23 protein-coding genes are annotated in these 26,394 nt (G+C 46.2%); 16 read left to right on the forward strand and 7 right to left on the reverse strand.

Features of this window, described 5'->3' with window-relative positions:
- Nucleotides 1-49: 49 nt before the first annotated feature.
- The gene (locus ACNI23_RS10465) at nt 50-835 is read right to left on the reverse strand and encodes a hypothetical protein (RefSeq protein WP_420248513.1); all 786 of its coding nucleotides are present in this window, start codon (nt 833-835) and stop codon (nt 50-52) included.
- 189 nt (nt 836-1,024) lie between these two features.
- On the reverse strand, nt 1,025-2,395 hold the full coding sequence (locus tag ACNI23_RS10470; RefSeq protein ID WP_420248515.1) for a KAP family P-loop NTPase fold protein: 1,371 nt from the start codon (nt 2,393-2,395) through the stop codon (nt 1,025-1,027).
- 292 nt (nt 2,396-2,687) lie between these two features.
- On the opposite strand from ACNI23_RS10470, the gene hslV reads away from it, so the two are divergent.
- From hslV to ACNI23_RS10490, 4 genes are all read left to right on the forward strand, one after another.
- Entirely contained in the window at nt 2,688-3,227 is a 540-nt protein-coding gene (hslV, locus tag ACNI23_RS10475; RefSeq protein WP_420248516.1) for an ATP-dependent protease subunit HslV, read from the forward strand.
- Nucleotides 3,228-3,246: 19 nt separating this feature from the next.
- Complete coding sequence (gene hslU, locus ACNI23_RS10480) at nt 3,247-4,620, forward strand: ATP-dependent protease ATPase subunit HslU (RefSeq protein WP_420248517.1); 1,374 nt, start codon at nt 3,247-3,249, stop codon at nt 4,618-4,620.
- Between the two features lie 176 nt (nt 4,621-4,796).
- A complete protein-coding gene (locus ACNI23_RS10485) occupies nt 4,797-5,543 on the forward strand; it encodes a tetratricopeptide repeat protein (RefSeq protein WP_420248518.1) in 747 nt (248 codons plus the stop codon).
- Between the two features lie 241 nt (nt 5,544-5,784).
- Nucleotides 5,785-7,371 carry a flagellar hook protein FlgE gene (locus tag ACNI23_RS10490; protein WP_420248519.1) on the forward strand — a complete coding sequence of 529 codons (1,587 nt, stop codon included), beginning with the start codon at nt 5,785-5,787 and terminating at the stop codon, nt 7,369-7,371.
- Nucleotides 7,372-7,449: 78 nt separating this feature from the next.
- Here the strand turns inward: ACNI23_RS10490 and ACNI23_RS10495 are convergent, their stop codons facing one another.
- Nucleotides 7,450-7,923 (reverse strand): ferritin-like domain-containing protein, encoded by a 474-nt coding sequence (locus tag ACNI23_RS10495; protein WP_420248520.1) that lies wholly within the window; start codon nt 7,921-7,923, stop codon nt 7,450-7,452.
- A gap of 317 nt (nt 7,924-8,240) precedes the next feature.
- On the opposite strand from ACNI23_RS10495, the gene ACNI23_RS10500 reads away from it, so the two are divergent.
- The 8 genes from ACNI23_RS10500 (at nt 8,241) to ACNI23_RS10535 (ending at nt 17,792) form a co-directional block, all read left to right on the forward strand.
- Entirely contained in the window at nt 8,241-9,842 is a 1,602-nt protein-coding gene (locus ACNI23_RS10500) for an aminotransferase class I/II-fold pyridoxal phosphate-dependent enzyme (protein WP_420248522.1), read from the forward strand.
- 14 nt (nt 9,843-9,856) lie between these two features.
- A complete protein-coding gene (locus ACNI23_RS10505; RefSeq protein ID WP_420248523.1) occupies nt 9,857-10,174 on the forward strand; it encodes a hypothetical protein in 318 nt (105 codons plus the stop codon).
- A gap of 136 nt (nt 10,175-10,310) precedes the next feature.
- Complete coding sequence (locus ACNI23_RS10510) at nt 10,311-12,377, forward strand: methyl-accepting chemotaxis protein (protein ID WP_420248524.1); 2,067 nt, start codon at nt 10,311-10,313, stop codon at nt 12,375-12,377.
- A 616-nt stretch (nt 12,378-12,993) separates the two neighbouring features.
- Entirely contained in the window at nt 12,994-14,175 is a 1,182-nt protein-coding gene (locus ACNI23_RS10515; protein ID WP_420248525.1) for an ABC transporter substrate-binding protein, read from the forward strand.
- Nucleotides 14,176-14,266: 91 nt separating this feature from the next.
- Nucleotides 14,267-15,175: a branched-chain amino acid ABC transporter permease gene (locus ACNI23_RS10520; RefSeq protein ID WP_420248527.1), complete on the forward strand. Its 909-nt coding sequence runs from the start codon at nt 14,267-14,269 to the stop codon at nt 15,173-15,175.
- A 12-nt stretch (nt 15,176-15,187) separates the two neighbouring features.
- The gene (locus ACNI23_RS10525) at nt 15,188-16,264 is read left to right on the forward strand and encodes a branched-chain amino acid ABC transporter permease (protein ID WP_420248529.1); all 1,077 of its coding nucleotides are present in this window, start codon (nt 15,188-15,190) and stop codon (nt 16,262-16,264) included.
- A gap of 26 nt (nt 16,265-16,290) precedes the next feature.
- A complete protein-coding gene (locus ACNI23_RS10530; RefSeq protein ID WP_420248531.1) occupies nt 16,291-17,058 on the forward strand; it encodes an ABC transporter ATP-binding protein in 768 nt (255 codons plus the stop codon).
- A complete protein-coding gene (locus ACNI23_RS10535) occupies nt 17,058-17,792 on the forward strand; it encodes an ABC transporter ATP-binding protein (RefSeq protein ID WP_420248533.1) in 735 nt (244 codons plus the stop codon). Before ACNI23_RS10530 ends, ACNI23_RS10535 begins: the two co-directional genes overlap by 1 nt.
- A 147-nt stretch (nt 17,793-17,939) precedes the next feature.
- Here ACNI23_RS10535 and ACNI23_RS10540 read toward each other — a convergent pair whose 3' ends face one another.
- Together ACNI23_RS10540 and ACNI23_RS10545 are read right to left on the reverse strand one after the other, a co-directional pair.
- Complete coding sequence (locus ACNI23_RS10540) at nt 17,940-18,407, reverse strand: pyridoxamine 5'-phosphate oxidase family protein (RefSeq protein ID WP_420248535.1); 468 nt, start codon at nt 18,405-18,407, stop codon at nt 17,940-17,942.
- 126 nt (nt 18,408-18,533) lie between these two features.
- On the reverse strand, nt 18,534-19,199 hold the full coding sequence (locus tag ACNI23_RS10545) for a trimeric intracellular cation channel family protein (RefSeq protein ID WP_420248537.1): 666 nt from the start codon (nt 19,197-19,199) through the stop codon (nt 18,534-18,536).
- 262 nt (nt 19,200-19,461) lie between these two features.
- Between ACNI23_RS10545 and purU the strand changes: the two genes are divergently transcribed.
- A complete protein-coding gene (gene purU, locus ACNI23_RS10550) occupies nt 19,462-20,331 on the forward strand; it encodes a formyltetrahydrofolate deformylase (RefSeq protein ID WP_420248539.1) in 870 nt (289 codons plus the stop codon).
- Between the two features lie 77 nt (nt 20,332-20,408).
- Here purU and ACNI23_RS10555 read toward each other — a convergent pair whose 3' ends face one another.
- Complete coding sequence (locus ACNI23_RS10555; protein ID WP_420248541.1) at nt 20,409-21,992, reverse strand: hypothetical protein; 1,584 nt, start codon at nt 21,990-21,992, stop codon at nt 20,409-20,411.
- A gap of 290 nt (nt 21,993-22,282) precedes the next feature.
- Here ACNI23_RS10555 and ACNI23_RS10560 point away from each other — a divergent pair, with 290 nt between their 5' ends.
- On the forward strand, nt 22,283-22,585 hold the full coding sequence (locus ACNI23_RS10560) for a hypothetical protein (RefSeq protein WP_420248542.1): 303 nt from the start codon (nt 22,283-22,285) through the stop codon (nt 22,583-22,585).
- On the opposite strand, the gene ACNI23_RS10565 is transcribed toward ACNI23_RS10560, so the two are convergent.
- Nucleotides 22,551-23,075, reverse strand: a complete 525-nt coding sequence (locus ACNI23_RS10565; protein WP_420248544.1) for a hypothetical protein — start codon at nt 23,073-23,075, stop codon at nt 22,551-22,553. The two genes, ACNI23_RS10560 and ACNI23_RS10565, sit on opposite strands and share 35 nt — an antisense overlap.
- Nucleotides 23,076-23,594: 519 nt before the next feature.
- Here ACNI23_RS10565 and ACNI23_RS10570 point away from each other — a divergent pair.
- Entirely contained in the window at nt 23,595-24,275 is a 681-nt protein-coding gene (locus tag ACNI23_RS10570) for an anaerobic ribonucleoside-triphosphate reductase activating protein (protein ID WP_420248546.1), read from the forward strand.
- On the forward strand, nt 24,223-26,274 hold the full coding sequence (locus ACNI23_RS10575; RefSeq protein WP_420248547.1) for a ribonucleoside triphosphate reductase: 2,052 nt from the start codon (nt 24,223-24,225) through the stop codon (nt 26,272-26,274). Before ACNI23_RS10570 ends, ACNI23_RS10575 begins: the two co-directional genes overlap by 53 nt.
- Nucleotides 26,275-26,394: the final 120 nt, after the last annotated feature.

The following is a 26,394-nucleotide window of genomic DNA, read 5'->3' on the forward strand; positions in this document are numbered from 1 at the left end:
TCTTGCGTTTGCAGGAGGGAGCTTTAAATTTTTCTGGCTAATTCAAACCCTAAACAACTTCATCAACATATGTTCCCGGCGGAGGAACCGTACCGACAGAAGCACTGCCTCCTTGCACGGTCTGCGTAGACTCTCCGGTCAGATCGACCTTCTTATTACCTTCCGGTGCGACAGAACTTGCCGCCGCGACTGTACTTACCTGCTCAGCAGCCTGAACATTCCCGGCAACGGTCTGAGGTTCATCCTGCTCGTTGCCTTTTAAAATCTTGTCACCTCTGGCTTCAGTAGCCTCTTCGACCTTCTCCGCAATTTCCTCGGTAAGCTCCTCGGGATCAGGATCAGCGTCCAGAACCTGCTTGGCTCCATCGGGCATGAGCTTTTCTTCAATCTTTTCCTCGACCTTCTGTTCCTGCTCTTTTTCCTCTTCCTTACGCTCAGCTTCTATCTTCTCTTCGAGCTTTTCCTTAGTATAATTCTCTGCCTTTTCTTCTGCTGCCCTTTCCGCTTTCATACCGACAAGCATCATTTCGGCCATATTTCCAGGTGAAGCTGCAGAGGTAATCGCAGCATCAAGCTGGCCAGACTCAAGCACACTCTGCATCTGGCTACGGAATTGATCAGCTACCGCATAAGAAGTCATCAACCCGTTAATATAGCGTGACTCCTCATGATTCTGCTTGACGAAACTGTCTGCCATCATATTGCGCTGGGAAAAAGTATGCCCCTGATTTTCTTGAGTTGAAACTTGCTGATGAGTAGAATTCTCCTCTTCCTCAACAGGTTTCTTCATATCGAAAATATTAAACTTAAAGCCCGAAGATTCATTGATTCTCATGGCTGGCCTCGGATATTAGTGTTTTAGAGGTTAAGTGCGTATCAATATTATTTTCGGCATAAATTAATATTTCTTTAGGTTGGGGAGCTGGATTTTTGGAAGGAAGGGAAAGGAAATGGACCTATAGAGCACTTCTGACAAAAAAACTCCCTCCTCTGCCATTTGGTCGGGGGAGGGATGTTTTATTTATTAAAGAATTGAGTCAATAATTTTTATTAATGGCCTCGTTGTTCGTTTATAATTCCAATTAGCATGTTGACCATCGTGATAACGCTTTTGCCATTCTGGATTCATTCTTTCAAATGGAACCAAGCAACAAATCAAATCATCAGAAAAAGGATCTTCTTCGCGATCTGTTTCATTAAAATAAATTACATTTTGTATATCTTGCACGCTATTAGTTCCAGATCTAATCTTTGAATATAGAGATTCATCTAAATGCAACGTAAAACAAAGAAACAGCAAAATATACGGATTATCTTTAGCTAGACTCCCTCTACGTGCTAAAAAGTATCTAGTTGCTATCTTACTCATTGTTCTTAGCTCAATTTCATGATCTTCACAGAACATTTCTAAAGCATGAACAAAACTATCTGAGCGACTATCTTGCTCACAATCAATAATATCGAGCAAATAATGCCCAAAACTATAAACCGTTTTAACCGCAGAATTATCTTTGTTAGGAAATTTAACTCTCAAATCGTAAAATTTCTCTAAATACGTACCGGCGTGCGTATCCAAACCATAACTTGACGACACAGCACACTCAAGTTGCTCCATATGAGTAACAAGAAAAAAATGAATACCCTCTCTACTAAAGAAATGTTTTATCTTCTCCAAAACATCTAATGCAAATGTAGGCTTACACCTGTCCAACTCATCAATCACGATTATTAAAGGACGTTTTGAATTTTCCTCATTTGGAATATTCCCATCTATGTCATTCGCAACTAAGTAATCTTGAAGCTGCGAGGACATGTTAATTGCAACCGAATCAAGAATTTTACTAAAATTTTTAAACGACTTCCTTTCTTGACGTCTACTAGCCAGTTTAGCTTTTAAAATAGACTCCATACCATCAAACGCAACTTGAGTAGATTCGGTGAGAATTTCAGAGAGTTCTTCCTCTCCTTCTTTGCCAACAAATTTTTGAAGCCCTCTTTTTATTATTCCTTTCCCCACAGCTGAGGCAACTTGGACTCCCACCTGCGCTGCATTATCAATAAAATCTTGCGTGGTACTGGATGGAACATCTAACTCTTGCGCCGCAGCGACAACTTCCCCAGCAATCGCTATAAAAGCATCATCTGAATAGTCATGTTTAAAAGCATCAAAATAAATGACAGGAAAACCATGCAGCCGCATATGACCACACCACATTTTTATAAATGTAGATTTGCCAGCACCCCACGGCTCATCGAGAATTGCAACCATTGGGTCTTCAACATTTCCAAAAAGACTTCTTAACGACTCGCCGAACTCTTTTCGTCGGAATATATCTTTCTCTGGTGTGAAGCCTTCATAATCCCCAACCTCAACCTCTGGAGGAAAAATGCGCATAGCAAACTCCTTTTATCGTATTGAATATGTGTATATTTTTAAAACCTCACTTTCATACGCTCATTAATATCAAAAGCAAAGCCACATATAGACAAACACACTTACTCAAAAATAATAAACATTTAAACTCATCTTCATCCCTCCCCCCTTGCCATCCCCCCCACAGGTATTATGTTCTGGTAACCAAAAATTTCACGCCGCTATGAATAAATATCCCCCGGCGTAATTATTGAATTCATAAACAAATTGAACTCAATCCGTCATATTGAAATAGATGAATCAGGAGATGAACATGGAAATGAGAGGAACAACCATTCTGGCCGTTAAGGACGATAAAGGCACTGCCATGATCGGTGACGGTCAGGTCACTATGGGACAGGCTGTGGTTATGAAACATTCCGCAGTTAAAGTCCGTACCCTTTACAATGATGAGGTCATCGCCGGATTCGCCGGAGCGACTGCTGATGCATTTACCCTTTTTGAACGCTTTGAAAAGAAACTCAAAACCTACTCCGGCAACCTTGTACGCTCCGCCGTTGAGATGGCTACCGACTGGCGCACTGATAAATTCCTGCGCAAGCTGGAAGCCATGATCATGGTTGCTGATGCCGAGCATATCCTCATCATCAGTGGTAACGGTGATGTTATCGAACCTGACGACGGTGTCGCTGCCATCGGTTCCGGCGGCTCCTACGCCCTTTCCGCAGCCCGTGCGCTCATGCGCAATACCGATATGCCCGCTGCGGACATAGCGCAGAAATCCATGGAAATCGCCAGTGAAATCTGCGTTTACACCAATGATCACTTTGTTCTCAAAACCCTTGAAAAATAAAATTTCGCGAGCCTGAAAAATGAGCAATCTTACACCTAGAGAAATCGTTTCTGAACTGGACAAATTCATTATCGGCCAGTCCGATGCCAAACGGATGGTCGCCATTGCCATGCGTAACCGCTGGCGCCGTCAGCAGCTTCCGCCGGAACTGCGTGACGAAATCGCACCCAAAAACATCATCATGATGGGCCCCACCGGGGTTGGTAAAACCGAAATCGCCCGCCGTCTGGCTAAGCTTGCCGGATGCCCGTTCTTCAAGGTCGAAGCCACCAAATTCACCGAGGTGGGTTACGTTGGCCGCGATGTTGAATCCATGGTCCGCGACCTTATGGAAATCGGCATCAATCTTGTGCGTAAGGAAGAAATGGATAAGGTAAAAGTCAAGGCTGAAAAACACGCTGAAGACGCGCTTCTCGATATTCTGCTCCCCTCTTCCAAGCCCAAGCAGCCCGGCATGGGATTCTTCAATCCCGCTGCCCCGGAAGAACAGCAAGAACAGCCCGCAGCCGACCAGTCATCCACCCGCGAAAAATTCCGCAAAATGTGGCGCGAAGGCAAACTCGATGATCGTGAAGTGGAAATCGAAGTTTCCGTACAGGGCGGCGGCGTGGAAATTATGTCCATGCCCGGTATGGAAGACATGGGCATGCAGGTCAACGATATGATCGGCAAGATGTTTCCCAACAAGAAAAAAATGCGCAAGGTCAAAATCCGCGAGGCTTACGATATCCTCATCCAGCAGGAATCAGACAAGCTCATCGATATGGATAACGTGGCAGAACTGGCCCGTGAACGTGTTGAGCAGGGCGGTATCCTCTTCCTTGATGAAATTGACAAGATTGCAGGGAATCAGGAAGGCGGCGGCTCCGCAAACGTTTCCCGCGAAGGCGTGCAGCGCGACCTGCTTCCCGTTGTTGAAGGATGCGTGGTCAATACCAAGTACGGCATGGTCAAGACCGACCACATCCTGTTCATATCCGCAGGTGCATTCAGCTACGCCAAGCCCTCTGACCTGATCCCGGAACTTCAGGGCCGTTTTCCCCTGCGCGTGGAACTGACCTCGCTAGATAAAGACGACTTCTACCGTATTCTCACCGAGCCGCAGAACGCCCTGACTGTACAGTACAAGGCCTTGCTGGAAACCGAAAAACTGAGCATTGATTTCAGCCGTGAAGCACTTGAAGAAGTGGCCTTCAACGCCCAGAAATTCAATGAAGAAACTGAAAACATCGGTGCACGTAGACTTTACACGATCATGGAAAAAATTCTCTCCGACCTTTCCTTTGAAGCACCGGACCGTTCGGGAGATTCAATTGTTATTGATAAGGAATACGTACAGAAACAACTGCAAGATGTAACAGAGGACAGAGATCTTTCACGTTACATTCTGTAACAGACTTTATATTTGCATTAATTTAACAGTAAAGCGGGACAGTTGTAAGACTGTCCCGCTTTTTTACTAGTTTTAAAAATTGAGGCTCATACAGATCTGTGCTATACGCACAGAAGACATGTGGCTGACATAATTTTAATTATATATTCTAAACAGTAAGAGACAAAACAGACGTTATGGCTGAAAGCACAGCTTCCATGCCCAAAATAAAGGGCACTTTTTCCACTAAACTGATACAGGAAATCGGAACCGGAACGACTAAAAGAAAAGTCATCCAGTCTTTTCTGTATTTTGCGGAGGAAAAAGATAATGGGGAAGTTGGCTTGCGGGTGCTCAATGAAAATGATGTTCCCTCCGGTGAAGAGCAGATTATAAGCAAGGAAGAACTGCTGGAATCATTCACCCCGGAAGTGGAACTTTATACATCCACAGTCTTCCCGGCCATCCAAAAGCTGAAGAAGACTCTTGCCAAGGCCGACCGCCATCGCAAGGAAGGCAACACCTTCACCGCAGAAATGGAATACGGCAAAGCCCTCAGCATTGATGAAGATAATATCAGAGCCAACTTCGGCATCGGCCTCTGCTACCTTGACCGCAATGAAGCGGATAAAGCTACAGATGTATTCAGTAGATTAATCGATCTTGATGCCGCCTTTGAACAGGAACATAAACACCTCTTTAATGATTTTGGTATCTCCCTGCGTAAGAATAAAATGTTTGACGAAGCCGTTAATTTTTATTCCAGAGCATTAGGGCTTACCGATGATGACGAAAACCTCTATTTCAATATAGCCCGCTGTCTTTATGAAAAAGGGGACCGTAAAGGTGCTCTGAAAAATGCTGAGAAATGCCTCGGGATTAATCCTAAGTCTGCTCCTGCAATGAAACTTAAAAGATATTTAAAAAAGAAAGCTTCAGCCTGATCTCAAAAATTACGCCCGAAATCAGAACAACTCTTGAAGTCCTCTTAATGTTTGTTAAGAAGGACTTTTTTTCCGCCTTCTCTCCAAACACAGCTAACAAACCCTTGATATTACTTAATACAAACTTTAGGCACGCCCCTTGCTTAAGTACTGGTGACCGGATTTTTATTCCGGCCTACAGGTTTAACAGGTGCAGGCGGAGTCACAGTTTTAATGCCGACACCTATCAAGGAGTTCAATCATGGGTTTCAGCTCAATGTATACAGCCGCGACGGGCGTGAAGTCACACAGTGTGCTACTGCAGCAGATTGGTGCCAATCTTGCCAACGTCAACACCACTGCCTACAAAAGCGGCGACACATTTCTTGAAACACTCGCCAGCCATAGTTCCGGGAAGGCAAATTCCGGTATTGTATCCGGTGGAATCAGCACACCGGGACAGATAGGACTGGGAACAAGGGTTGCGGCTACCAGAATTAATTTTAAGGAAGGCTCTTTTGAGACCACCAACTCAAGCACTGATATTGCTATCGGTGGTCAGGGATTTTTCCGTGTAGCCGACCCGGTCTCAAATACCAGCCGCTACACCCGTGCAGGCAGCTTCCACTTTGATAAAAACGGACAGCTCGTAGACTCTCACGATAACATTCTTCAGGGCTACAAGATTGATGATGACGGTAACATTGGCAGCACCTCGCAAAACATTGTGCTGCCCATGAAAGAAGAAACCGACACGTACGGCAACAAAATCATGGTTGTGAAATCAGACCCGAAAGGGACAGATTCTGTATCTATGCGCACCAACCTTGATTCCGGTGCAGTGGATAACAGCAGCAACGAGGATTCACCCTTCTTTTCCCTGCTTCAGGAATGGGACGGAACCAAAGACACTCCGTTGACTGCTGACAAGTATGAATACAACAGCTCCATTCAGATTTACGATGACAACGGTAACAAGCACGATCTGGTCGTATACTTCGATAAAGTAACAAATGACGGCGACAGTTCCGATAAAAGACACTGGGAATACATTGTAACCGTTCCCCCCGGCGAGGACGCAGGTGCATTGACCGGAACCTCCGGAGCCGGACTTGTTATGGCCGGGACGCTCACTTTTTCCGGTGACGGAGCCCTGCTCAACCAGAGTGCCTTCACTCTTGCAGCAGGTTCAGCTGACGGTAAGGATCTCGCCAACTGGGAACAGGCAACCTTGAACAGCAACGGGCAGCCTACTTTCAGTATTACTCTTTCCGGGGCAAGCGGAACCGCTACAGCACAGACCATATCTCTTAATATGGGTATCACTTCCGGGGCCGACTCATGGAATACCACCGGAGTGACAGCTGCGGATATAGGCAGCAATGCATCCTCACTGCCCGGGATGGTTGACGGAAAACTCAACGCTCTTGCCTCTACAGATTACTACGGCTCATCATCAACCATCAGCCAGTCACAGGACGGATTCGGGGAGGGCTACCTCCAGAACGTATCCTTCAGCCCCGATGGAATTTTGAGTGCCCTGTTCTCCAATGGAATGAGCGCAGAACTCTATCAGGTAAACCTGTACAATTTTAAAAATGAATTCGGACTGCGCCGTGAAGGATCAAACTACTTCAGCGCCACAGTCGACTCAGGAGAGGCAATCCAAGGTGTAGCGCGAAAAGAAGGACTCGGTTCTGTGGTCAGTAACAGCCTTGAAACCTCAAATGTGGATCTGGCGGACGAATTTGCCTACATGATTCTTACTCAGCGCGGCTTTCAGGCTAACTCCAAGGGAATCACCACCACGGATTCAATGATCAACACAGCGCTTGGCATCAAGAAATAACCTGATCATTAAATAAGCAAAAATAAAGCCCCCTCTGAATATTTCAGAGGGGGCTTTTCAATACCTTCGCAGCGTAAGCTAGCTCAGCTTTTCTGCCAGCATGCGCAAATGCTTGCGTTCTTCGTCAATACATTCTTCAACGAATTTACGTTCTGCATCAGGAACCATTCTCTTCAACTCAGTGAAAAGAAGAATGGTATCCTTTTCAAAACGCATGGCAGCTCGCACAGCCTGCTCAAAATTGAAAGACTCATCTTTAAAAGCCTCGGTGTAATCAAAATTGAAAACATCGTGGGAATCAACAAGTGCCATCACATACTGGGTATATTCTTCATAATCGCTTCCCGGAGGGACCTCAATAGAACCGATACGGTCACGCATATCACGGAAAAACAGTTCATGCCGGGATTCTTCCTCGGCAAAGAATTCGAAAAATTCCTTTGCGCCGGGATCTTTTGCCTCATCTGCAGCCAACAGGTAGAAAGCCTGTCCTTTCTGCTCAATACGCATTGCAAGTTCTGCCACTTCATTAGCACTGAAAAAGGTTACCATATGTACACCTCGTAAATTAAAAACTTCCTGTGGAAATCGATTTATTAATGATCTATCTTTGGATAAATCCGCCAAATCTCTGCAAACAGATGGTCATTGATTTTTAATATTAACCAGAGTTCTCAAAAGCGCAACCGTAATAAGTTATATTTTTAGCGAACAACCTTTGCCATTTTTATCATTCAAGAATATAAAAAGATAATGGATTTCTTCTAAAAAAAATTGCACAAATATTTTTTAACCGACAAGCTGAACCTTGGTTAACGGGTAATGATTTACCCCGAACCGTCTTAAATAAATCTGCCAAAGGTGATAAAATGACTGATGATTTACAAGAAGATGTAGCACTGCAACATTTCGTGGAACAATCTCTGGACAAACTGGACCAGATTGAAAACGTACTCATTGAAATGGAAAAAAGTTCCCCCCCTTCTGCGGCCTCTGTCGCACAGGTCTACGGGATACTTGTCTCCCTCAAAGAGAGTGCATCGCTGCTTGAACTCACCAACATCAGTCGCGTGGCCGACAAGATAGGCAAAGTCCTTGATCAGGTATTTAAAAATGAAATTGAACTTAGCACCGACCTGTTGAATATCATCATTGATTCTTTCGACAAACTTAATGAGATAGTCAGTAACGCCACCCTGAGTGACGATTTTGACATCCGCATAATCACCCTGCCCCTAGAAATGTATTCCAAGCCCGTGACAAAAAATGAGGCAACGGAACCACAGCAAGTAGCAAAAACAGCTGCATCTACACCGGAGCCGGAACCTGAACCCGTCGCTGCACCGGAACCTGAACCCGAAGTAACAGCAGCTCCTGCTGAAGAAGTTCAGGAAGCCGAGATTCCGGAAGCCAAACCCAAAACCGGCAAAAAACTGAGCTCAGCTGCTTTTCGTAAAAAATATGGAATCAAAAAAGAAGTAGACCTTGCCAGTAATTCCAACCCGCTGGGAATATCAAAGGCCGTTTCTAACGCCATCATAAACATGGCCAACAACTGCTCCGCATTTGAGAACAGTTCGGCAGACAGCCTTAAATTCGGTCTTGCAAAACGGCATGATGTGCCGGAAGAGTGTTTGCTTATGGCCGGAGGAGCCGTTGAGATTCTTGATCTGGCCCTGCGCTTGACCGCCATACCAGGTGTTGACCATGTGCTCAGCTATGAATACGGCATGCCCGAATACAGCAGCGTCGCAGCCTTATGCGGTGTAGAACTTTTGCGCCTGCCCAGAGGCCGTAACTACTCACCGCCTTTGGATCAGCTGGTAACGACAGCAAATGAAAACACTGCAGCAGTAATCATCACCAACCCGGACGAGCCATCCGGTTACGGCCTTCCCGCTGAAGAACTTGCAACCATGTCCAACCTGCTGCCGAAACGGACCCTGCTCATTGTCGATGAAAGGTCTGTTGAATTTTCATGGCCGGAAGATGACTACTCTATGGTCAATTTTCTGGAGAAAGCACCCAATCTTGTTATCCTGCGCAGCTTCTCGTGGTCCTTCGGACTTAAGGGAGTCCGGCTTGGATATGCACTCATGAACAGCGAGCGGGCCAGAGAATTTGAAGAATCCAGACTTCCCACTCCTATCAGTCCACTCAATATCGAAGCAGGGCTGGCAGCACTCAACCACAATGAATTCTACTACTCTACCATAGCCCTGATCATCAGAGGCCGGGAACGCGTACAGAAAGGCCTGGAAGAACTGGGTTGTACCGTATACCCCAGCCAGAGTAATTTCATTATGTTCAGTTCTCCTGTTCCGGCAAAACAACTGTACGCAGAAATGTTAGACCATGGATTTAAATTAAGGAAACTGGATGATTTCGGACTCCCGGACATGCTGACTGTTTCTATCGGCAACAATTCCCGCAACAGAATTTTTCTGGCAGCCATGAAAAACATTTTATAAACTCGGAGGATTCCATGTTGAAAAGAGTTATTATAAGCAGCATCCTGCTACTCTTTCTGGCAGGCTGTTCAGGCCATACCACCAGCATGCAGGATGTAAGCTCATTTTGTAGATCACTAGCTACGGAAGAATTATGCGACAATCAGAATTCCATATGTGCTAAGTACTCCGAAATCACGCTTGCCCCATACAAATCCGCCAAGGAATGCCGTACGAGCTGTGAAAGTGTGCGTATGAAAATGAACGCAAGCCCTGACCGGCAGGAATGCCTGCAACTGCTCCAGAGCGTGGAAGAGAAATGTAACGAGTTCTGCGACTCAAATTACGAATAATAACCTTTCAATTACCACGCACCTTGCAAGTCAGAACTCTCTGGCGTATTGACTAATCAAATATATAGGCAGTGCTTCTATAAAAAGAGGCACTGCCTATGATCAATAGATAACAAACAAAAGGATTTTTTGCGCCATGCTGAAAAGGTTTACTGTCGGACAAAAAATATTCTGTAGTTTTATTGTTGTTTTCGCCCTTTTTGGAATTGTAAGTATGGAATCCATGCTTGCACTGCAAAAATCATCTTCCGGCTTTACTGACTACCGCTTATTTGCCAAGGATTCAAATCTGATAGGCAAAATTCAAGCCAGCATACTGCAAGGTCGAACCCACGTTAAAGATTACATTATCACCGGCGACAAGAAGTTCAGTCGCAAATACTTTGAAAACGCAAAAACGGTTTTCCCCCTGCTTGAGCAGGCCGAAAAGGAGCTAGTCTCAGGCGACAGGATTAGAATAATCAAAGAGATTAAAACCTTACTGGCAGAATATGACGCCAGCTTTGCCGAAGTGGAAAAAGCTCAACTTTCAAGAGACAATCAAGCAAACTCCATACTGGTCCCGGAAGGTGACCTTATGGAGCAAGATTTCGAACGCATAATCAACAATCTCGGAAAATCTCAAAGCAACTCAGCTGCACTTTACCACTGTGCCAAAGGAGTCCGACATCTGGTTCTCGCAAGGTTATACACCACTAAATTCCTAGATAAGAGTCTAGAATCACATCAAAAAAGGGCCTTGGAAGAAATGGATTCTGTCAACGATGAACTGATTAAACTCAGCTCAATTCTAAAAGGCCAGAATCTGATGTTGCTAAATGAAATTAAGGAAGCAAAAGAAAATTACTCCAAAAGCCTAATCGAACTGTTTTCACAAACAACAACCCGCGACAGACTGATTAACACCGAACTGGATGTAATCGGCCCTAAGATGACAACTTTGATCAAACAGGCCAAATCATCAGTTATTTCGGATCAGGAAAAACTAGGCCCTTCCCTGCAGGCCCGCAACGACAGAGCCATCATGAACACTTGGATCTTCGGCATTATTGCCTTTGTCCTTGGATTCATTGCCGTTGTAATTGTAGGACGCAACATAACCCTGCCCTTGCGCAAAGTTGTTGAAGCGGCCTACCGCATTGCCGAAGGCGATATGAGTAAAGAGATCAAAGGAACTGATCGTCAGGACGAACTCGGAGCATTGGCAAGAGCCTTCAACAAAATGACCGAGTCACTCAATAATATGGCTGAAGCCATGGAAAGAGTCGCCAATTCCGATCTCACCGTGGAAGCAAAACCGCGCTCAGAGAATGACACCATTGGTAAAGCACTCGCGACCATGGTTGAAACCCTCAAAGGTGACAACCAGCAAATTCATGAAACAGTACGGACCCTATCTTCATCCTTGAGCCAGATTTCTGCTGCTTCAGCAGAATTGACTGCAAGTGCCGCAGAAACAGCAAGTGCTGTAGCTGAAACAAATGCCACAGTAGAAGAAGTAAAGCAGACAGCTCACCTCTCCAATGAAAAATCAAGACAGGTGGCTGATGTAGCCCGTAAAGCGGTTATCACATCACAGCAAGGAAAGAAGGCGGCGGAAGACGCATCTTCAGGAATGAAAGATATCCGCACCCAGATGGACACCATTGCTCAGTCTATCGTAAAACTTTCCGAACAGTCCCAGCATATCGGTGACATTATTTATGTAGTGAATGATCTGGCAGACCAGTCCAATATTCTAGCCGTGAACGCCTCGATTGAGGCATCCAAGGCCGGGGAAGAAGGACGCGGATTCACCGTGGTTGCCCGTGAAATCAGAAACCTTTCTGATCAATCCAAACAATCCGTAGCCCAGATCCAGTCAATCCTTGCTGATATCCAGAAAGCCACCAGTTCGGCGGTTATGATCACCGAACAAGGTGGCAAGGCTGTTGAAACCGGGGCAACACTCTCCTCTCAGACCGGGGAAGCTATCCTTAATCTGAGCACAGTTATCAACCAGTCCGCCCAGTCCTCAGCACAGATCGCCGCTTCCAGTCAAGAACAGTTAGCCGGCCTTGATCAGGTCGCAGTGGCCCTCGGTTCGATAAAGCAGGCTGGTGAGCAGAACCTTGATAGCTCACGCCAACTTGAAGAAGCAGTTAAAGACCTCGACCAACAAGCCCGCTCTCTCAAAGATATGATGGACAGATTTAAGCTCTAATTTTAACACGTACTAAACAAATAAGCCCCTTAATGCCTGGCATTAAGGGGCTTTACTTTTTTCGAAGAACGTTGATTGTCCAATCATTCAAAAACTGTCAAAAAACGACTACCACCTAAACAACTACTTTTATTAACTATAATCAGCACAAAATTATTTACGAGCCTTAAAAACAACAAATACATACCGCAAGATTCCTTCCCCTCTTTCCTTTCAAGCTTTTAATTTTCACTTTTACAAAATATAGACCATATATTTTTGTGAAAAACAAAATGCAATTCTTAAATTTAGCTTTTTTACAATTTTATACTAAAAACTCATACAAGAAATATATCTGAAACACACCGCAACACATAAACAAAGCACCCAATAATTGATAACATGCTGATTTATATACACTTAATTAGAAGTAATAATTTTAACATATTATTTAACGTCTAAACCCAACAAGATAACACAAATAATCCACCTTGTACAATACGCTGTAATAAAAGAATATAGATAATATTATTTGCCTTTTTGCAAAAATGTCTTTTTAAAATCTTCCATTTGCGGTATTTTTTTTACACCCAAAGACAAATCCACAATTCCCAATGAACACTTCAGGAGGTAAAGAATGAAAAAAATGATTCTCAGGTCGCTTCTGGCCCTCATGGTGCTTGGACTGGCCCTGATCATTGTCAGCGGCTGCTCAAAAACAGAAGAAAAAATCAAGATCGGGTTCAACATTCCGCTCACCGGAGATATCCCCAAAGTTGGTGAGGCCTCCAAGAACGCTGCAGAAATGCTTCTTGCCGACATAAACGGACAAGGCGGCCTTGAAGTTGGCGGCAAAAAAATCCCTCTCGAATTCTTTTATGAAGACAACGAATCCAAAGCAGAATCAGCTGTAAACGTTGCCCTTAAATTAATCGAGCAGGATGGCGTAGTTGCAATCATCGGCCCCAACTCCTCTAAGCAGGCTGTCCCCGCAGGCGGGACCTGTAACGACAACCGCACCCCCATGGTTTCACCTTGGTCCACCAACCCGGACACCACCAAAAACCGTCCCTGGGTTTTCCGCGCAGCATTCCTCGACCCCTTTCAGGGACCTGTTGCAGTAAACTTTGCCACCAAACAGTTTAAGGCAAAGACTGCTGCAGTACTCTTTGATATTTCAAACGACTACTCCAAGGGACTCGCTGAAATTTTCAAGGAAGTCTTTGAAAAGAAAAACGGCGATAAAGCCATTGTAGCCTTTGAATCACACGGAACCAAAGATCAGGACTTCTCCGCTCAGCTGACCAAAATCATCAATTCTAATCCCGATTTCATCTTTGTTCCAGACAACTACAATCAGGTTGCCCTCATTGTTAAACAAGCTCGTGACCTCGGATACAAAGGTCCCTTCATGGGTTCTGATGCATGGGGTTCCGCTGAGCTGATGAAGCTTTGCGGTGACGATTGTAAAGGCCAGTTTTTCTCCACTCATTACGCCGCAGCCGGTGCTAAAGGTGCGACCAAGGAATTCATCGACCGCTATGAAGCAAAATATGGTGAAACTCCTGACGATGTAGCTGCCCTTACTTGGGATGCCACCCGCCTCGTGCTTCAGGCCATTCAGGATTCCGGATCCTATAGTTCCGACCTGAAAACCGAACGTAAAGCTATCCGTGATGCCCTCAGTTCCATCAGGGAATTCGCAGGTATCACCGGTTCCATGAAATTCGACAGCCAGGGAGATCCCATCAAATGCGCAGTTGTTGTACGCATTGACGAAAACGGTAACTTTGTATTCGCCGAATCCGTCTGCCCCTAGTTCATTGAAGTAATCTCAGGCGGCGAATCTGATTCGCCGTCTGAGAAAATCCCTCCCTGCAACACCCCAAAGAAAAGAGGAAAGACGGAAAGTGGATATCCTCATCCAGAACCTGCTCAATGCCCTGCAGTGGGGTAGCTTTTATGCTCTCATTGCGCTGGGATACACCCTTGTTTACGGTGTCCTGCTCCTGATCAACTTTGCCCACGGCGACATTTTCATGGTCGGAGCCTACATCGCCTTTTTCGTTGCCACTGCCCTGCTCGGCTTTCTGGATTTTGCCCCGTGGATGGTGCTGGCGCTAACCGTTCCACTAACCATGATCCTCACCGCCGGGGTAGGGGTAACCCTCGAACGTATTGCCTACCGTCCCTTGAGACGAAAAGGTGCACATAGACTTTATGTGGTCATCACTGCACTTATGTGCGGCCTAATCCTAGAAAACGGCAACCTTGCCCTGCTGGGTGCCAGCCGTAAAAAATTTCCGGAACTGCTCGACAAGGTTGTCTACACTTTCGGCAATGTCTCGGTGACCAACCTTAAGATTATTGTTATCTTCGCCGCCATTGCCGTCTTCCTGCTCCTGCAATTCATTGTTACCAAGACAAGAATCGGCATGGCTATGCGCGGCATATCCTACGATAAATTTGCCATTCCACTCATGGGTATACCCATCGACAACGTAATCGTATTCACCTTTGTGCTCGGATCAGGAATGGCCGGACTTGCAGGACTGCTCTTTGCCATGTCCTACCCTATCCTTGAACCGTACATGGGGGCTCTCATCGGCTGGAAAGCCTTTATCGCTGCTGTTGTAGGAGGTATCGGAGATATTCGCGGGGCCTTTATCGGCGGCTTCCTGCTCGGCTTCATCGAAGTCGGGGTTGTTGCCATATTCCCCTCAACTTTCCGTGACCTATTCGCCTTTTCCATCCTGCTTATCATCCTCTGGATTAAGCCCACCGGAATATTCGGCGTTGCCAAGACAACCAAGATTTAAGGCGGATACAGAATGCAGAAGTACAGTTTTAATATCGGAATCTGGGCCATGGCCGCCATTGTTGTAGCCCTTTCCCAGTTCGGCGCGCTCGACCTCTATATCCAGTCGGTAATCATGTTCATCGGCATCAACATTATCCTTTCATCCAGCTTGAATGTTGTGAACGGGTATATGGGAGAGTTTTCCTGCGGACATGCCGGATTTATGTGTATCGGAGCCTATGTATCCTCTGTTCTGAGCGTAATGTTTTTCGCTCAGGACAAGATCTTCGGAGCTCCCATACTGCCCCCGGAACTTGCCCCGCTTGGATTCCCGATTGTGGTAATTATCTCAGGACTCGTTTCCGCTGTGGCCGGTCTGATTGTTGCCGTCCCTTCCTTCAAAACACGGGGCGACTATCTGGCCATCATCACCATTGCAGCCAACTACATGGTCATATCCGCCATTGAGAACATGGACATCATCGGCGGCCCGCGTGGATTCATGGGTATGAAACGCGTGGTTAACGCCATGGAAGATGTAATCGACATACCGTGGATGATGATCTGGGTAATCCTCGGCACTTTCATGTCCATCTGGATGATCCGTAGATTTGTATCATCCACCTACGGCAAAGGCATCATGTCCATTTGTCAGGATGAAGTTGCCGCCGAGATCATGAGCGTTGATACCAACAAAATGAAGATGGCTGCTTTCATGCTTTCCTCCGGTCTTGCCGGGGTAGCGGGAGCGCTCTTTGCCCATGTACTCGGCTATGTAAACCCGCAATCCTTCAACATCATGAAATCCACCGAATGCCTTGTAATGGTTTACCTCGGCGGCATGGGGTCACTTGGAGGATCAATACTTTCGGCCATATTCTTCACGGTGATGCTCGAGTTGCTGCGTTTCATCATCCCGGCCCTCGACACCGGACTGCATTTCCTGAATCTGCTCCCGGACACTTACCATCTCAGTCAGGTCTGGAAATGGGTACTCATTCCGCTGACCCTGATCCTGCTCATGCAGTTCAGACCCGAAGGAATCATGGGCAACAAGGAACTGCCCGACCTGTTCCCGCGGCTCAAGAAATTCTACAAATTCAAGTAGTCAACACCGCGAGAAAAGGAGATAAAATGTCACTATTAAGTATAGACGGACTTACACAGAGGTTCGGGGGGCTACAAGCCGTTTCCGATTTTAATATCGAGCTTGAAGAAGGTTCCCTTACCGGGCTGATCGGCCCGAACGGGGCAGGCAAAACCACCATATTCAACCTCATATCAGGATTTTATCAGCCAACAGAAGGGACCATAACCCTCGCAGGAAAGCCCACCCGCGGCCTCAAACCGCATCAGGTAACAGCTCAAGGCGTGGCGCGGACATTCCAGAACATCCGGCTCTGGCACGATATGACCGTTATGGACAATATCCGCATCGCCCAGCATTACCGCATGGGCTACGGCTTTTTCGATGCCATCATGCGTACGAAAAACTACTACCTGCGGGAAAAGGAAATTGAGCGAATCTCCACTGAACTGCTCGAATTCATGGATCTCAGGCAATACGCCGAGGAGTTGCCCACAAACCTGCCCTATGGATTACAGCGGCGGGTTGAAATAGCTAGGGCCATGTCCATCCAGCCCAAGCTACTGCTCCTTGATGAACCCGCAGCAGGCCTCAACTCTTCTGACGTTGAAGGTCTGATCAAGCTAATCAAATGGATTCATGATGAATTCGACATCACCATCCTCATGATTGAGCATCAGATGAAGGTGGTTATGACACTTTGTAAGTGGATTAAATGTATTGATTTCGGCGCAACCATCGCCGAAGGAACACCTGAAGATATCCAGTCCAGCGAGACTGTGATCAAAGCTTATCTGGGAGATGATTCAATCTGATGACTACTCTACTTGAAATCAAAGATCTCCACGTGAAATACGGTAATATCGAAGCCCTGCACGGCATCTCTTTCAATGTTAATGAAGGGGAAATCGTCACCCTGATCGGCGCTAACGGTGCAGGTAAAACGACCACCCTGCTTTCCATCAGCCGCCTTCCCCCACCGGAAGCACCCAAGGTCATCTCTGGTGACATATCATGGAAAGGTGACTCCATCCTCGACATGCCGCCGCATAAGGTTATTTCGGACCTGCACTTGGTCCTTGTGCCGGAAGGAAGACACATATTCGGCAACCTCACCGTGGAGGAAAACCTCAAGCTGGCAACCTATGCCCGCAAGGATTCCATCAAGGATGTTCATGGTGATTATGACCGCGTATTCGCCCTCTTTCCACGCCTAGCCGAACGCCGCAAGCAACGCAGTGAATCCCTTTCCGGAGGCGAACAGCAGATGCTAGCCGTGGGGCGCGCCCTCATGTCCAAATGCAACTTCATTATGCTAGACGAGCCTTCAATGGGCCTTGCACCACTGCTCATGTATGACATGTTCCGCACCCTGAAAGAACTGAATGAACAGGGGCTCACCATTCTCTTAATTGAGCAGAACGCAAACCTCGCGCTAAAGTTCGCCCATCGCGGCTACGTGCTTGATACCGGGGAAATTGTAGCTCAAGGTTCGTCTGCTGAGCTTATGGATGACCCGGAAGTGAAGAAGGCATATCTGGGCGGTTAAAGGTGCCTCCGGCGGCCCCTTCGGGGAGACCAAAGAAACTTTTAGTTTGGCTCCGCCGCTTTGGTTTATCAAAATTACTCAATTAAAAAAGGCTGGTTTGACTTTTTGTCAAACCAGCCCTTTTTAATATATTAATTTGCGGGGTATTTAGTTCGCGCGACCTTTTGCCGTTGCGTGTTCGATATTAATTTTAATTACACGCGTCTTGTCCATATCATTATGGATGTACTTTTCGCCTGCGGGAATATGATCCGGAGAAAGCCTGTGCACCAGTGCGAGCAAAGCTTCTTTCTTCTCTTCACCGGAAACTTCCTCAGCCTTACCGAAAGCGACGACTGATTTGAACTTGATGCTGAATTTGGACGGCACAAGTTCAGCATCAACATAGACGCAAAACGAAACTTTGGAATTAAAATCGATGTTGTCCAACTTGTGTCCGGTTAATGCACAATGGAAATAAATCGCTCCGTTGTGGTAAACATAATTAAGCGGGGTGGCATAGGGGTAACCGTCTTCACCGCATGTAGCCAAGACACCCTCTTCGCCGGCTTTAAGAATTTCTTCAACAGACTCTGCGGGCAATATTTTTTTGGTATTCTGAATTTCTCTGAACATAATATTTCTCCAGTTTGAACTTATGCCCAGACAATTACTTCAGAAGCCAGCCAACATAAAGAGACAATTTCCACTAATATTATGATGGCAGAAAAAAGCCCCTGAAAACGACAGGGGCTTTAAATATCACATTGATCTATTACGTCCGCCAACCCTGACAAATTCGCCGGGAGGGCCGAGCCGGATATCAAAGACCACTGCGGCTCCACGCAGGACCAGAGTCGCCATAAATCCCGATGCCATGGCAACTTCGGGCTGTACGTGCAATGTCATCATGCCCACGTTGACAAACGCTCCTGCAAGGGCAGCCACAGCATAAAGCTCGCCGCAAAGGATCATGGGGCGGTTTCCGGTCAGTAAATCGCGTATCACCCCTCCACCGGTTGCTGTCATGACTCCCATGAACACAGCAACTGTCCACGGCACCTGCGACTGCAGAAAGGCGACAGTACTTCCGGTAACGGCAAATGCACTCAAGCCGAGCGCGTCAAACCATGCGGTAGCCTTATAGCGGTCTTTAATTTCAAGACGGCAAAAATAAGTGAGCAGCGTAGCCATTATGCACAGGTACAACTCCACAGGCTCATGAGTCCACCAGACAGGGTGATCCAGCAAAACATCACGCAAGGAGCCGCCGCCAAGGCCAGTAATGGTCCCGATCAACACATAGCCGACGATATCCATCCTGCGCCTTCCAGCCGCCAACGCACCGCTGACCGCGAATACAATATCACCGAAATACATAAATCCGTTGATTGCGGACTGAACCATTTCACCGTTAATAACACTCATATCCAACCTCGAAAGCAGATAGACTGCATTTATTTTTTCAATGTTCACTTTTCCTGAAAGCGAAATCGAGCCTGAAATAATTTCTGATTCGACAGTTGTAAAGGCGTTTTTTTATAATTTCGAAATTTTTAAACACATTTTTTAAAAACTCTCTCAATTTCAAATATTTCTCACCCACTACTTTGTCTTGCCTGCCAAGAGCTGACTTGTTAAAAGAACTCCCTTTTTTGGGAACAAATTTATTTATATATCGAGTTAAACAATGACATCATCAAGAGAATCTACAGCATATTTGACTGTATCCTGTAAGGACAGACCCGGAATCGTTTCTGCTGTTTCCGGTTTCCTGTTTTCCAAGAATGCAAATATCATCCATTCCGACCAGCATTCCAGTGACCCCGTTGGAGGTCGTTTTTTCCTCAGAATGAAATTTCACATGAACGGGATTGAAGACGGCCTTGAAGAATTCAGACAGGAATTCGCCGAAAAGGTTGCTGATAAATTCGACATGGAGTGGAATATCAATCCCGCATGGATCAAGAAAAAAACAGCTATCCTCGTCTCCAAGTTCGACCATGCGCTCATGGACCTGCTCTGGAGGGCTAAACGCGACGAACTCCATACCGAAATAACTATGGTCATCAGCAACCATGATGACCTGCGTAAGGCAGTTGAATCATTTGATGTTCCCTTCCATCACGTTCCAGTGGAAAAAGGCAACAAAGAAGCCTCAGAGAACAAAATCCTTGAGCTGATGGAAGGCAATGCAGATCTGGTCATTCTCGCCCGTTACATGCAGATTTTGACCCCCAAACTGATCGATGCCTATCCCAACCGCATCATCAACATCCACCACTCCTTCCTGCCTGCATTCGTTGGTGCCGACCCTTACCGCAGGGCCGGAGAACGGGGTGTTAAGCTCATCGGGGCTACTGCCCACTATGTTACCGAGGAGCTGGATCAGGGTCCGATCATTGAACAGGACGTCATCCGCGTTTCCCACCGCCACGACTATGAAGAACTCAAAGTCCTTGGCCGGGACATTGAACGTCAGGTACTCAGCAGAGCCGTAAAATGGCACCTCACCGAAAGAGTACTGGTAGACGGCAACAAAACTGTTGTATTTATTTAGTATTTATTGGTCAAAAAAACAAAAAGCTCTCCCTGTTTACTACAGGGAGAGCTTTTTTATTGCCTGAAATATAAATTTTACTTTGCAGAGCCCGAGAGCTTCTTGGCCAGTTGCTCATCGCTCTGCTCACCGATACCGAAACGCATGAACAGATCGTTGAGCTTGCCGCGAACATCCTTGGTAGCCTTGGCAACAGCCTGCAAGCTGATGAAAACAAGAAACTCGACCTTATGGTCGCCCTTCTCGTAAAGCCTTAGAATTGCTGTTGCCAATTCTTTTTCAAGAACCAGCAGTTGCATTTCTTTTACCAACTCTTGGGCGCTATTATGTTTAAAAATCAACCAGTTCTTGTTTGCAGAATCTTTCAGCCAGAGTCTGGACATACGGATGCGGGTCATACCTATTTCATTGAGTGCCAGCACACCCTTGGTAGAAGCACGCCTGCGCTTAAGCACACGCAGCTGCATCTTACTTTCCTCGCCCTGCATCTTACTCTTAAGTAAAGAGGAAAATTTAACTTCAGTAAGGTAAAAGAATAACTTGTCCAAGGCTTCCACCCCAAACATACGCAGAAAAATGGTCAGAACCTTTTCATCGCGCTGGGTAAAACTTTTCAGACCCAGCAGGAATTCTCGGACAACAATATCAAGGGTAAGGCTTACCCCGATGGCACATGCCCCGATCTGATCCTGAGAAAACTGCATGTTACGGGCCATTTCCGCCTCTTTTTCTGCACTATCAGCTGAATATGCAGACTCGCGCAGGGCTTCCATGGCAGCGTCATAATCCTGTTTAAATTTGGTAGTAGCCGGATCAATACAGACAATGCGGGCAATTCGCTCAACAGTATCATTACTTACAGGTTCCTCACCCTGAATCAGCACCCCGCTATCAAGCAAAGAGTTATATGTCATCTTCAGAACTTCCGCAGACTCTTCATCTGCTCCGACCTGCTCAAATGCATTTTGAATTCTTGTCTTATCAATGGCTGGAAGATCAGACGAAAAACGCCCGGTGACATCATCAAACGGGAAACGCAGTATAACGTAGTTCTTATCACGGGTAAGCGTGTAGCGTTCTTTGGTGATTATCTCGGTAAGGGAGGATTCGACTTCCTGTGTGATGAACTGCTCAATCAGGGCATTCCAGAAATTCTTATCCATCTCATACTGCTCAAGCAAGGTATTGTATTTCTTGAGCGCAGGTTCACCCAGATGACGCAGGGTTACTTCCTCAAAGTTATCGGAAATAAGACAGGAAGCATAAACCACACCCTGGACAGTCTTGATCAGCAGGGTCTCAGCATTGATCAGCCGGGAACGAATGCCATCCAGAGCATCTTTATCCTTGCTGTCCTTGAGCTTGCTGTAACGACCAATCATCAGGATGAATTCACTGAGAATCTTCTTGATATATTCGTGAGATGGGAGATCGGTGGAACGGTGACATAAAAGCGCGATAATCCCGCTCTGCTGTTTTTCGAGCAAAGGAAATTCATTAATGCAGTTGTTATTGTACTTGATGAACTCAAGGAAAACCTCGCGCTCAAGTACTTCACGCAGGGTGCTGCGCTCTTTTAGGCGAGCCAGAACCTTAAGGTAAAAATCAATCCGCTTATCTTTGTCAGGAATCTGCGCATTTTCCTGGGGCACGTCACTCATGAAAACTCCATCCACAATTTCTTAAATTATTTGCATGAAAATGTCTCAATTCAGCTATAATAGTCAAGAAGTTTAGAATTATAAGCCTTAACATACACTACTTATGCAAGAATTATAACTGAAGTGCCCTCCCGAAATAATCTATTTAAAAAAAAGAACCAGCTGAAAACAATGGTACTTTTCTTGCTTACTCCAGATAAACAAATAAAATATTGACGATCATACATATTTTATTATTTACCAATACCACTGAAACTTAATACCAGAACCTTCTGAGGGATTACAGCTTAATGATAACCTGCACCAAATGCGGCCAAAAGAATAACAATGCAGCAAAAGCCTGCTCCAAATGCGGGCATAAACTGCAATCCGGCCGAAAACGGCTGGAATCCGAAATATCCCAACAGGAACGCCGAGAAATGTTCCACCTGAAAATGGAAAAAAACAAACGATTTTCCAAGCACGGTGAAGCATGGGTCTACGCTCTTTTCCTGCTTGGAGCCGTAGTATTTTTTACTTATAACCAAATTTACTGGCCCCTTTATGCCCTGACCCCAGCTATTGCTCTTCTGGCTTGGTTTCGGAAGATTTAGCGGTCTTGTTCTGTAACACCTTCAGAGCCTTCTCCTGATCCTCTTTCAACAGGTCAGGTACGGAACGCTGCCAGAACTCAGCTTCCTTATCAGCCTTCAGTTCTTTCTCAGACTTTGGAAAACAGCACTTGATTACTGAACGCTTAGTGCAGGAAGCAGGAAAGTATTCAATAATCCCACACTCATTCTCATCAATATAATACTTAACACTGCGCCGGAATTTCTTTTTCCGGGACATAATCGTAATTTCACCGTTTTCTATCTTGCAGAAGAAATCCGTGTACTTGGCCCCGTAAAAAGAATTATAGATGTAAATATTACCTCTTTTTGTACCAACGTAGCTGAACTCATGCGGATCCTTGCACTGGGCACGAGCGAGGGCTTGTCTGGTCAAACACAGATCACGCTCCTCCTCCATGCTTCTGGCCTGAGCCGTAGAAGGCACATGGCAAAGAACAGTCAATATAGTAATGAGCAAAAGGCTTCTCATAATACCTCACGAAAAAGGGTACGTTTTCAGATAAATAACTTTTCGGCCGTAATGATGACCGGCTTTAGCCTTGGGGAGACATAGCAGCGCACAATAATTTCAAATTTCACTACAAAAATCTTTTCAAATCACATACTGCTATGCTAAAAGAACTGATCATTTTGTGCAACCGCACAACCTTCCTTACTATTTTCCCATACCTTGTCAAAAACTGATTCCCGGCATTACGAACAACTTTTTTTTCTAAACTTTGTTTAGAAAAAGTCCTGTTTTTCCGTGCTCTTTGAAGGTTATGAACTTGTGGAAAACTTTTTTGATTTTCCATTATTTGGTCACATTTATATATAACCGCTAATAATGACAATGTAACAACAATTTTTCTTTCACCCCCCTGTACAAAACTCAGGCCCTGAGTTAGTATTCTCTCTGAAATTGATTCAGCCCATAATCTACGGGACCTGAAACAAAATTCAGGCAAAAGCCTTCTCTAAAAAACACATAATTCAGTAAAAAAATATCATGAACGAACTCTCTTCTGGATGGGATCATCTCCGCGGTATTGAACCGCTCAGTCTGTGTGACTGGCCCGGCAGATCCTGCTGCGTATTCTTCCTCGGCGGATGTAATTTAAACTGCCCCACTTGCCATAACTTCGACATGGCATGGAATATGGAGCGACTGCCCCTTCTGTCCAGAGCAGACATGAAATCTTTCCTAAGGAACCGAGCAAAATGGCTTGACGGGGTCACTATCACTGGTGGCGAGCCTACAACGGTACCTAACCTTGGTGAAATTCTTTATGAAATCAGACAAGTATCCAAACTGCCCATCAAAATGGACAGCAACGGAATGCTTCCCGACATTCTTGAAGATATTCTCCAGCAGGGATTGGCGGACATGTTCGCCGTTGATGTTAAAGGACCGTATGAAAAGTATCCTGCCCTGACCGGGCAGGCCGTTACCGCTGAAGCAGCGCAGAAAAACCTTGAACAGATTTTCGAGCTTGCCGAAGCCAACCCCAAAGCCTTCTATTTTCGTCTGACCAAGGTGCCCATCCTTACAGATGAAGATGTTGAAACTGCCAAGAGTTATCTTCCGGATGGTTTTGAACTGACCATCCAGAACTACATTCCTCCAAGGAGAGATCATGCCCACGCAGATAATGAAGCGAGACGGCCGGTTGGAGACCTGGTCGACTGAGCGAATTGCACAGGCCATTTTCAAAGCACTGAGCGCGAGCGGAATTAAAGACCCGCTCATGGCCAAACGCATGGCCAGAAAGGTTGAGTACAAGCTCGAAGGAGTCGACATCCCTGAACAGGAACATGTTCAGAATATGGTCGAAGAAGTGCTTATGGATTCCCGTCTGCACTCCGTTGCCAAAAAATTCATTCTCTACCGTGATAGCCGCCGCAGGCTCAGAAATCAAAAAGACGCTTATCTCGACATCAGGGAAACAATTGACGAATACCTTGAAAAAAGTGATTGGCGCGTGGCTGAAAATGCCAATATGACCCACTCCTTTCAGGGTCTCATGCTTCATCTCTCCGGAACAATTCAGGCACGTTACGCCCTTGAAAAATACCCTGAGGAAATCAGGCAGGCTCACGAACACGGCTATTTCCACATCCATGATCTTTCCTACGGACTGGCCGGTTATTGCGCCGGATGGTCCCTGCGCGACCTGCTGCTCGAAGGTTTCAATCTCGAAGGCCGTTCCTGTGCCGGACCGGCACGTCATTTTGACGCAGTCCTCGGTCAGATGGTCAACTTTCTCGGCACTCTGCAAAACGAATGGGCAGGCGCTCAGGCTTTCAACAACGTTGATACCTACCTAGCCCCGTTCATCCGCCATGACGGCCTCAGCTACGAGGAAGTACGTCAGGCCATGCAGAAATTCGTGTTCAACCTGAACACCACCTCCAGATGGGGAGGCCAGAGCCCGTTCACCAACCTCTCTTTCGACCTCGTTCCGCCAAAACACATCGCCAAGGAAGCGGTAATCATCGGCGGAAAACTTCAGGACACCACCTACGGCGAATATGCCGAGGAAATGGAGATGATCAACCGCTCCTTCCTTGAAGTTATGGTTAACGGAGATCAGCATAACCGCATATTCTCTTTTCCCATCCCCACTTACAACGTAACTGAAGACTTCCCGTGGGATTCCAAGATCGGCCACACCCTGCTCGACCTGACCGCAAAATACGGTGTACCTTATTTCCAGAATTTCATTAATTCAGACCTCAATCCCGAAGATGTGCGCTCCATGTGCTGCCGCCTGCAAATGGACCTGCGTGAACTGCGCAACAAGGTCGGCGGACTCTTCGGAGCAGGGGACCTGACAGGATCTATCGGCGTAGTAACCCTCAACCTGCCCAAACTGGCTTATCTGGCACAGGGTGAAGAGGATTTCCTCGATTTGATTGAGGAATACGCCATTCAGGCCAAGAACTCTCTTGAGTTCAAGCGTAAACTGATCCAGACCAACCTTGATAATGGTATGTTCCCGTGGTCCCGCCGCTATCTCAAGAACGGCTATAAAGGACATTTCTCAACCATCGGACTGCTGGGCGGACACGAAGCCTGCCTGAACCTGCTGGGCAAAGGAATTGAGACCGCTTCCGGAGTCCGGCTCATGACCCGGGTTCTAAACCACCTGCGTGATCTGACCTCCCAATTCCAGGAAGAAACCGGAAGCCTGTATAACCTTGAAGCCACCCCGGCTGAAGGTACCAGCTACCGTCTGGCGAAAATTGACAAGTCCCTTTACGCCGACATCAAGACCTCCGGCAACGGAACTCCGTATTACACCAACTCCACCACCCTTCCGGTAGGAGTTTCCGAAGATGTTGTTCTGGCACTCACCCATCAGAACAAACTCCAGCCCCTCTACACAGGCGGTTCGGTGTTCCACACCTTCCTCGGAGAATCCACAGCTGACCTTGATGCGCTCAAGAGCTTTATCATCAAAGCATTCCGCAACACCAAGATTCCATACCTCTCTATCACTCCGACCTTCTCCATATGTAAGGAGCACGGATATATTCAGGGAGAGCACCATACCTGCCCTGAATGCGGCTCTGAATCGGAAGTCTATACTCGAATTGTCGGCTATTATCGCCCGGTTAAACAGTGGAATGAAGGTAAAAAAGCAGAATACAAAGACAGACAGGTTTACAATACCTTCTGCTGCTAACATCGATATCGCATTTTATAATTACAAAGGGAGATCTTTGAAAAGATCTCCCTTTTTTTCATTTCAACTCATAAAACTCAACTTTGCGCTCATTTTCATTGCCAAGAAAAATACATTGCA

This window comes from Maridesulfovibrio pacificus (SeqCode) (assembly GCF_048612815.1).
In the GTDB taxonomy this organism is placed as follows: Bacteria; Desulfobacterota; Desulfovibrionia; order Desulfovibrionales; family Desulfovibrionaceae; genus Maridesulfovibrio; species Maridesulfovibrio pacificus.

Coding starts and splice junctions, on each gene's coding strand:
- ACNI23_RS10485 (WP_420248518.1), top strand. CDS start 4,797: ATGGCTGAAAGCACAGCTTCCATGCCCAAAATAAAGGGCACTTTTTCC.
- ACNI23_RS10515 (WP_420248525.1), top strand. CDS start 12,994: ATGAAAAAAATGATTCTCAGGTCGCTTCTGGCCCTCATGGTGCTTGGA.
- ACNI23_RS10465 (WP_420248513.1), bottom strand. CDS start 835: ATGAGAATCAATGAATCTTCGGGCTTTAAGTTTAATATTTTCGATATG.
- ACNI23_RS10545 (WP_420248537.1), bottom strand. CDS start 19,199: ATGAGTGTTATTAACGGTGAAATGGTTCAGTCCGCAATCAACGGATTT.
- hslV (WP_420248516.1), top strand. CDS start 2,688: ATGGAAATGAGAGGAACAACCATTCTGGCCGTTAAGGACGATAAAGGC.
- ACNI23_RS10540 (WP_420248535.1), bottom strand. CDS start 18,407: ATGTTCAGAGAAATTCAGAATACCAAAAAAATATTGCCCGCAGAGTCT.
- ACNI23_RS10505 (WP_420248523.1), top strand. CDS start 9,857: ATGTTGAAAAGAGTTATTATAAGCAGCATCCTGCTACTCTTTCTGGCA.
- ACNI23_RS10525 (WP_420248529.1), top strand. CDS start 15,188: ATGCAGAAGTACAGTTTTAATATCGGAATCTGGGCCATGGCCGCCATT.
- purU (WP_420248539.1), top strand. CDS start 19,462: ATGACATCATCAAGAGAATCTACAGCATATTTGACTGTATCCTGTAAG.
- ACNI23_RS10555 (WP_420248541.1), bottom strand. CDS start 21,992: ATGAGTGACGTGCCCCAGGAAAATGCGCAGATTCCTGACAAAGATAAG.
- ACNI23_RS10560 (WP_420248542.1), top strand. CDS start 22,283: ATGATAACCTGCACCAAATGCGGCCAAAAGAATAACAATGCAGCAAAA.
- ACNI23_RS10490 (WP_420248519.1), top strand. CDS start 5,785: ATGGGTTTCAGCTCAATGTATACAGCCGCGACGGGCGTGAAGTCACAC.
- ACNI23_RS10500 (WP_420248522.1), top strand. CDS start 8,241: ATGACTGATGATTTACAAGAAGATGTAGCACTGCAACATTTCGTGGAA.
- ACNI23_RS10575 (WP_420248547.1), top strand. CDS start 24,223: ATGCCCACGCAGATAATGAAGCGAGACGGCCGGTTGGAGACCTGGTCG.
- ACNI23_RS10530 (WP_420248531.1), top strand. CDS start 16,291: ATGTCACTATTAAGTATAGACGGACTTACACAGAGGTTCGGGGGGCTA.
- ACNI23_RS10495 (WP_420248520.1), bottom strand. CDS start 7,923: ATGGTAACCTTTTTCAGTGCTAATGAAGTGGCAGAACTTGCAATGCGT.
- ACNI23_RS10570 (WP_420248546.1), top strand. CDS start 23,595: ATGAACGAACTCTCTTCTGGATGGGATCATCTCCGCGGTATTGAACCG.
- ACNI23_RS10565 (WP_420248544.1), bottom strand. CDS start 23,075: ATGAGAAGCCTTTTGCTCATTACTATATTGACTGTTCTTTGCCATGTG.
- ACNI23_RS10470 (WP_420248515.1), bottom strand. CDS start 2,395: ATGCGCATTTTTCCTCCAGAGGTTGAGGTTGGGGATTATGAAGGCTTC.
- ACNI23_RS10510 (WP_420248524.1), top strand. CDS start 10,311: ATGCTGAAAAGGTTTACTGTCGGACAAAAAATATTCTGTAGTTTTATT.
- ACNI23_RS10535 (WP_420248533.1), top strand. CDS start 17,058: ATGACTACTCTACTTGAAATCAAAGATCTCCACGTGAAATACGGTAAT.
- hslU (WP_420248517.1), top strand. CDS start 3,247: ATGAGCAATCTTACACCTAGAGAAATCGTTTCTGAACTGGACAAATTC.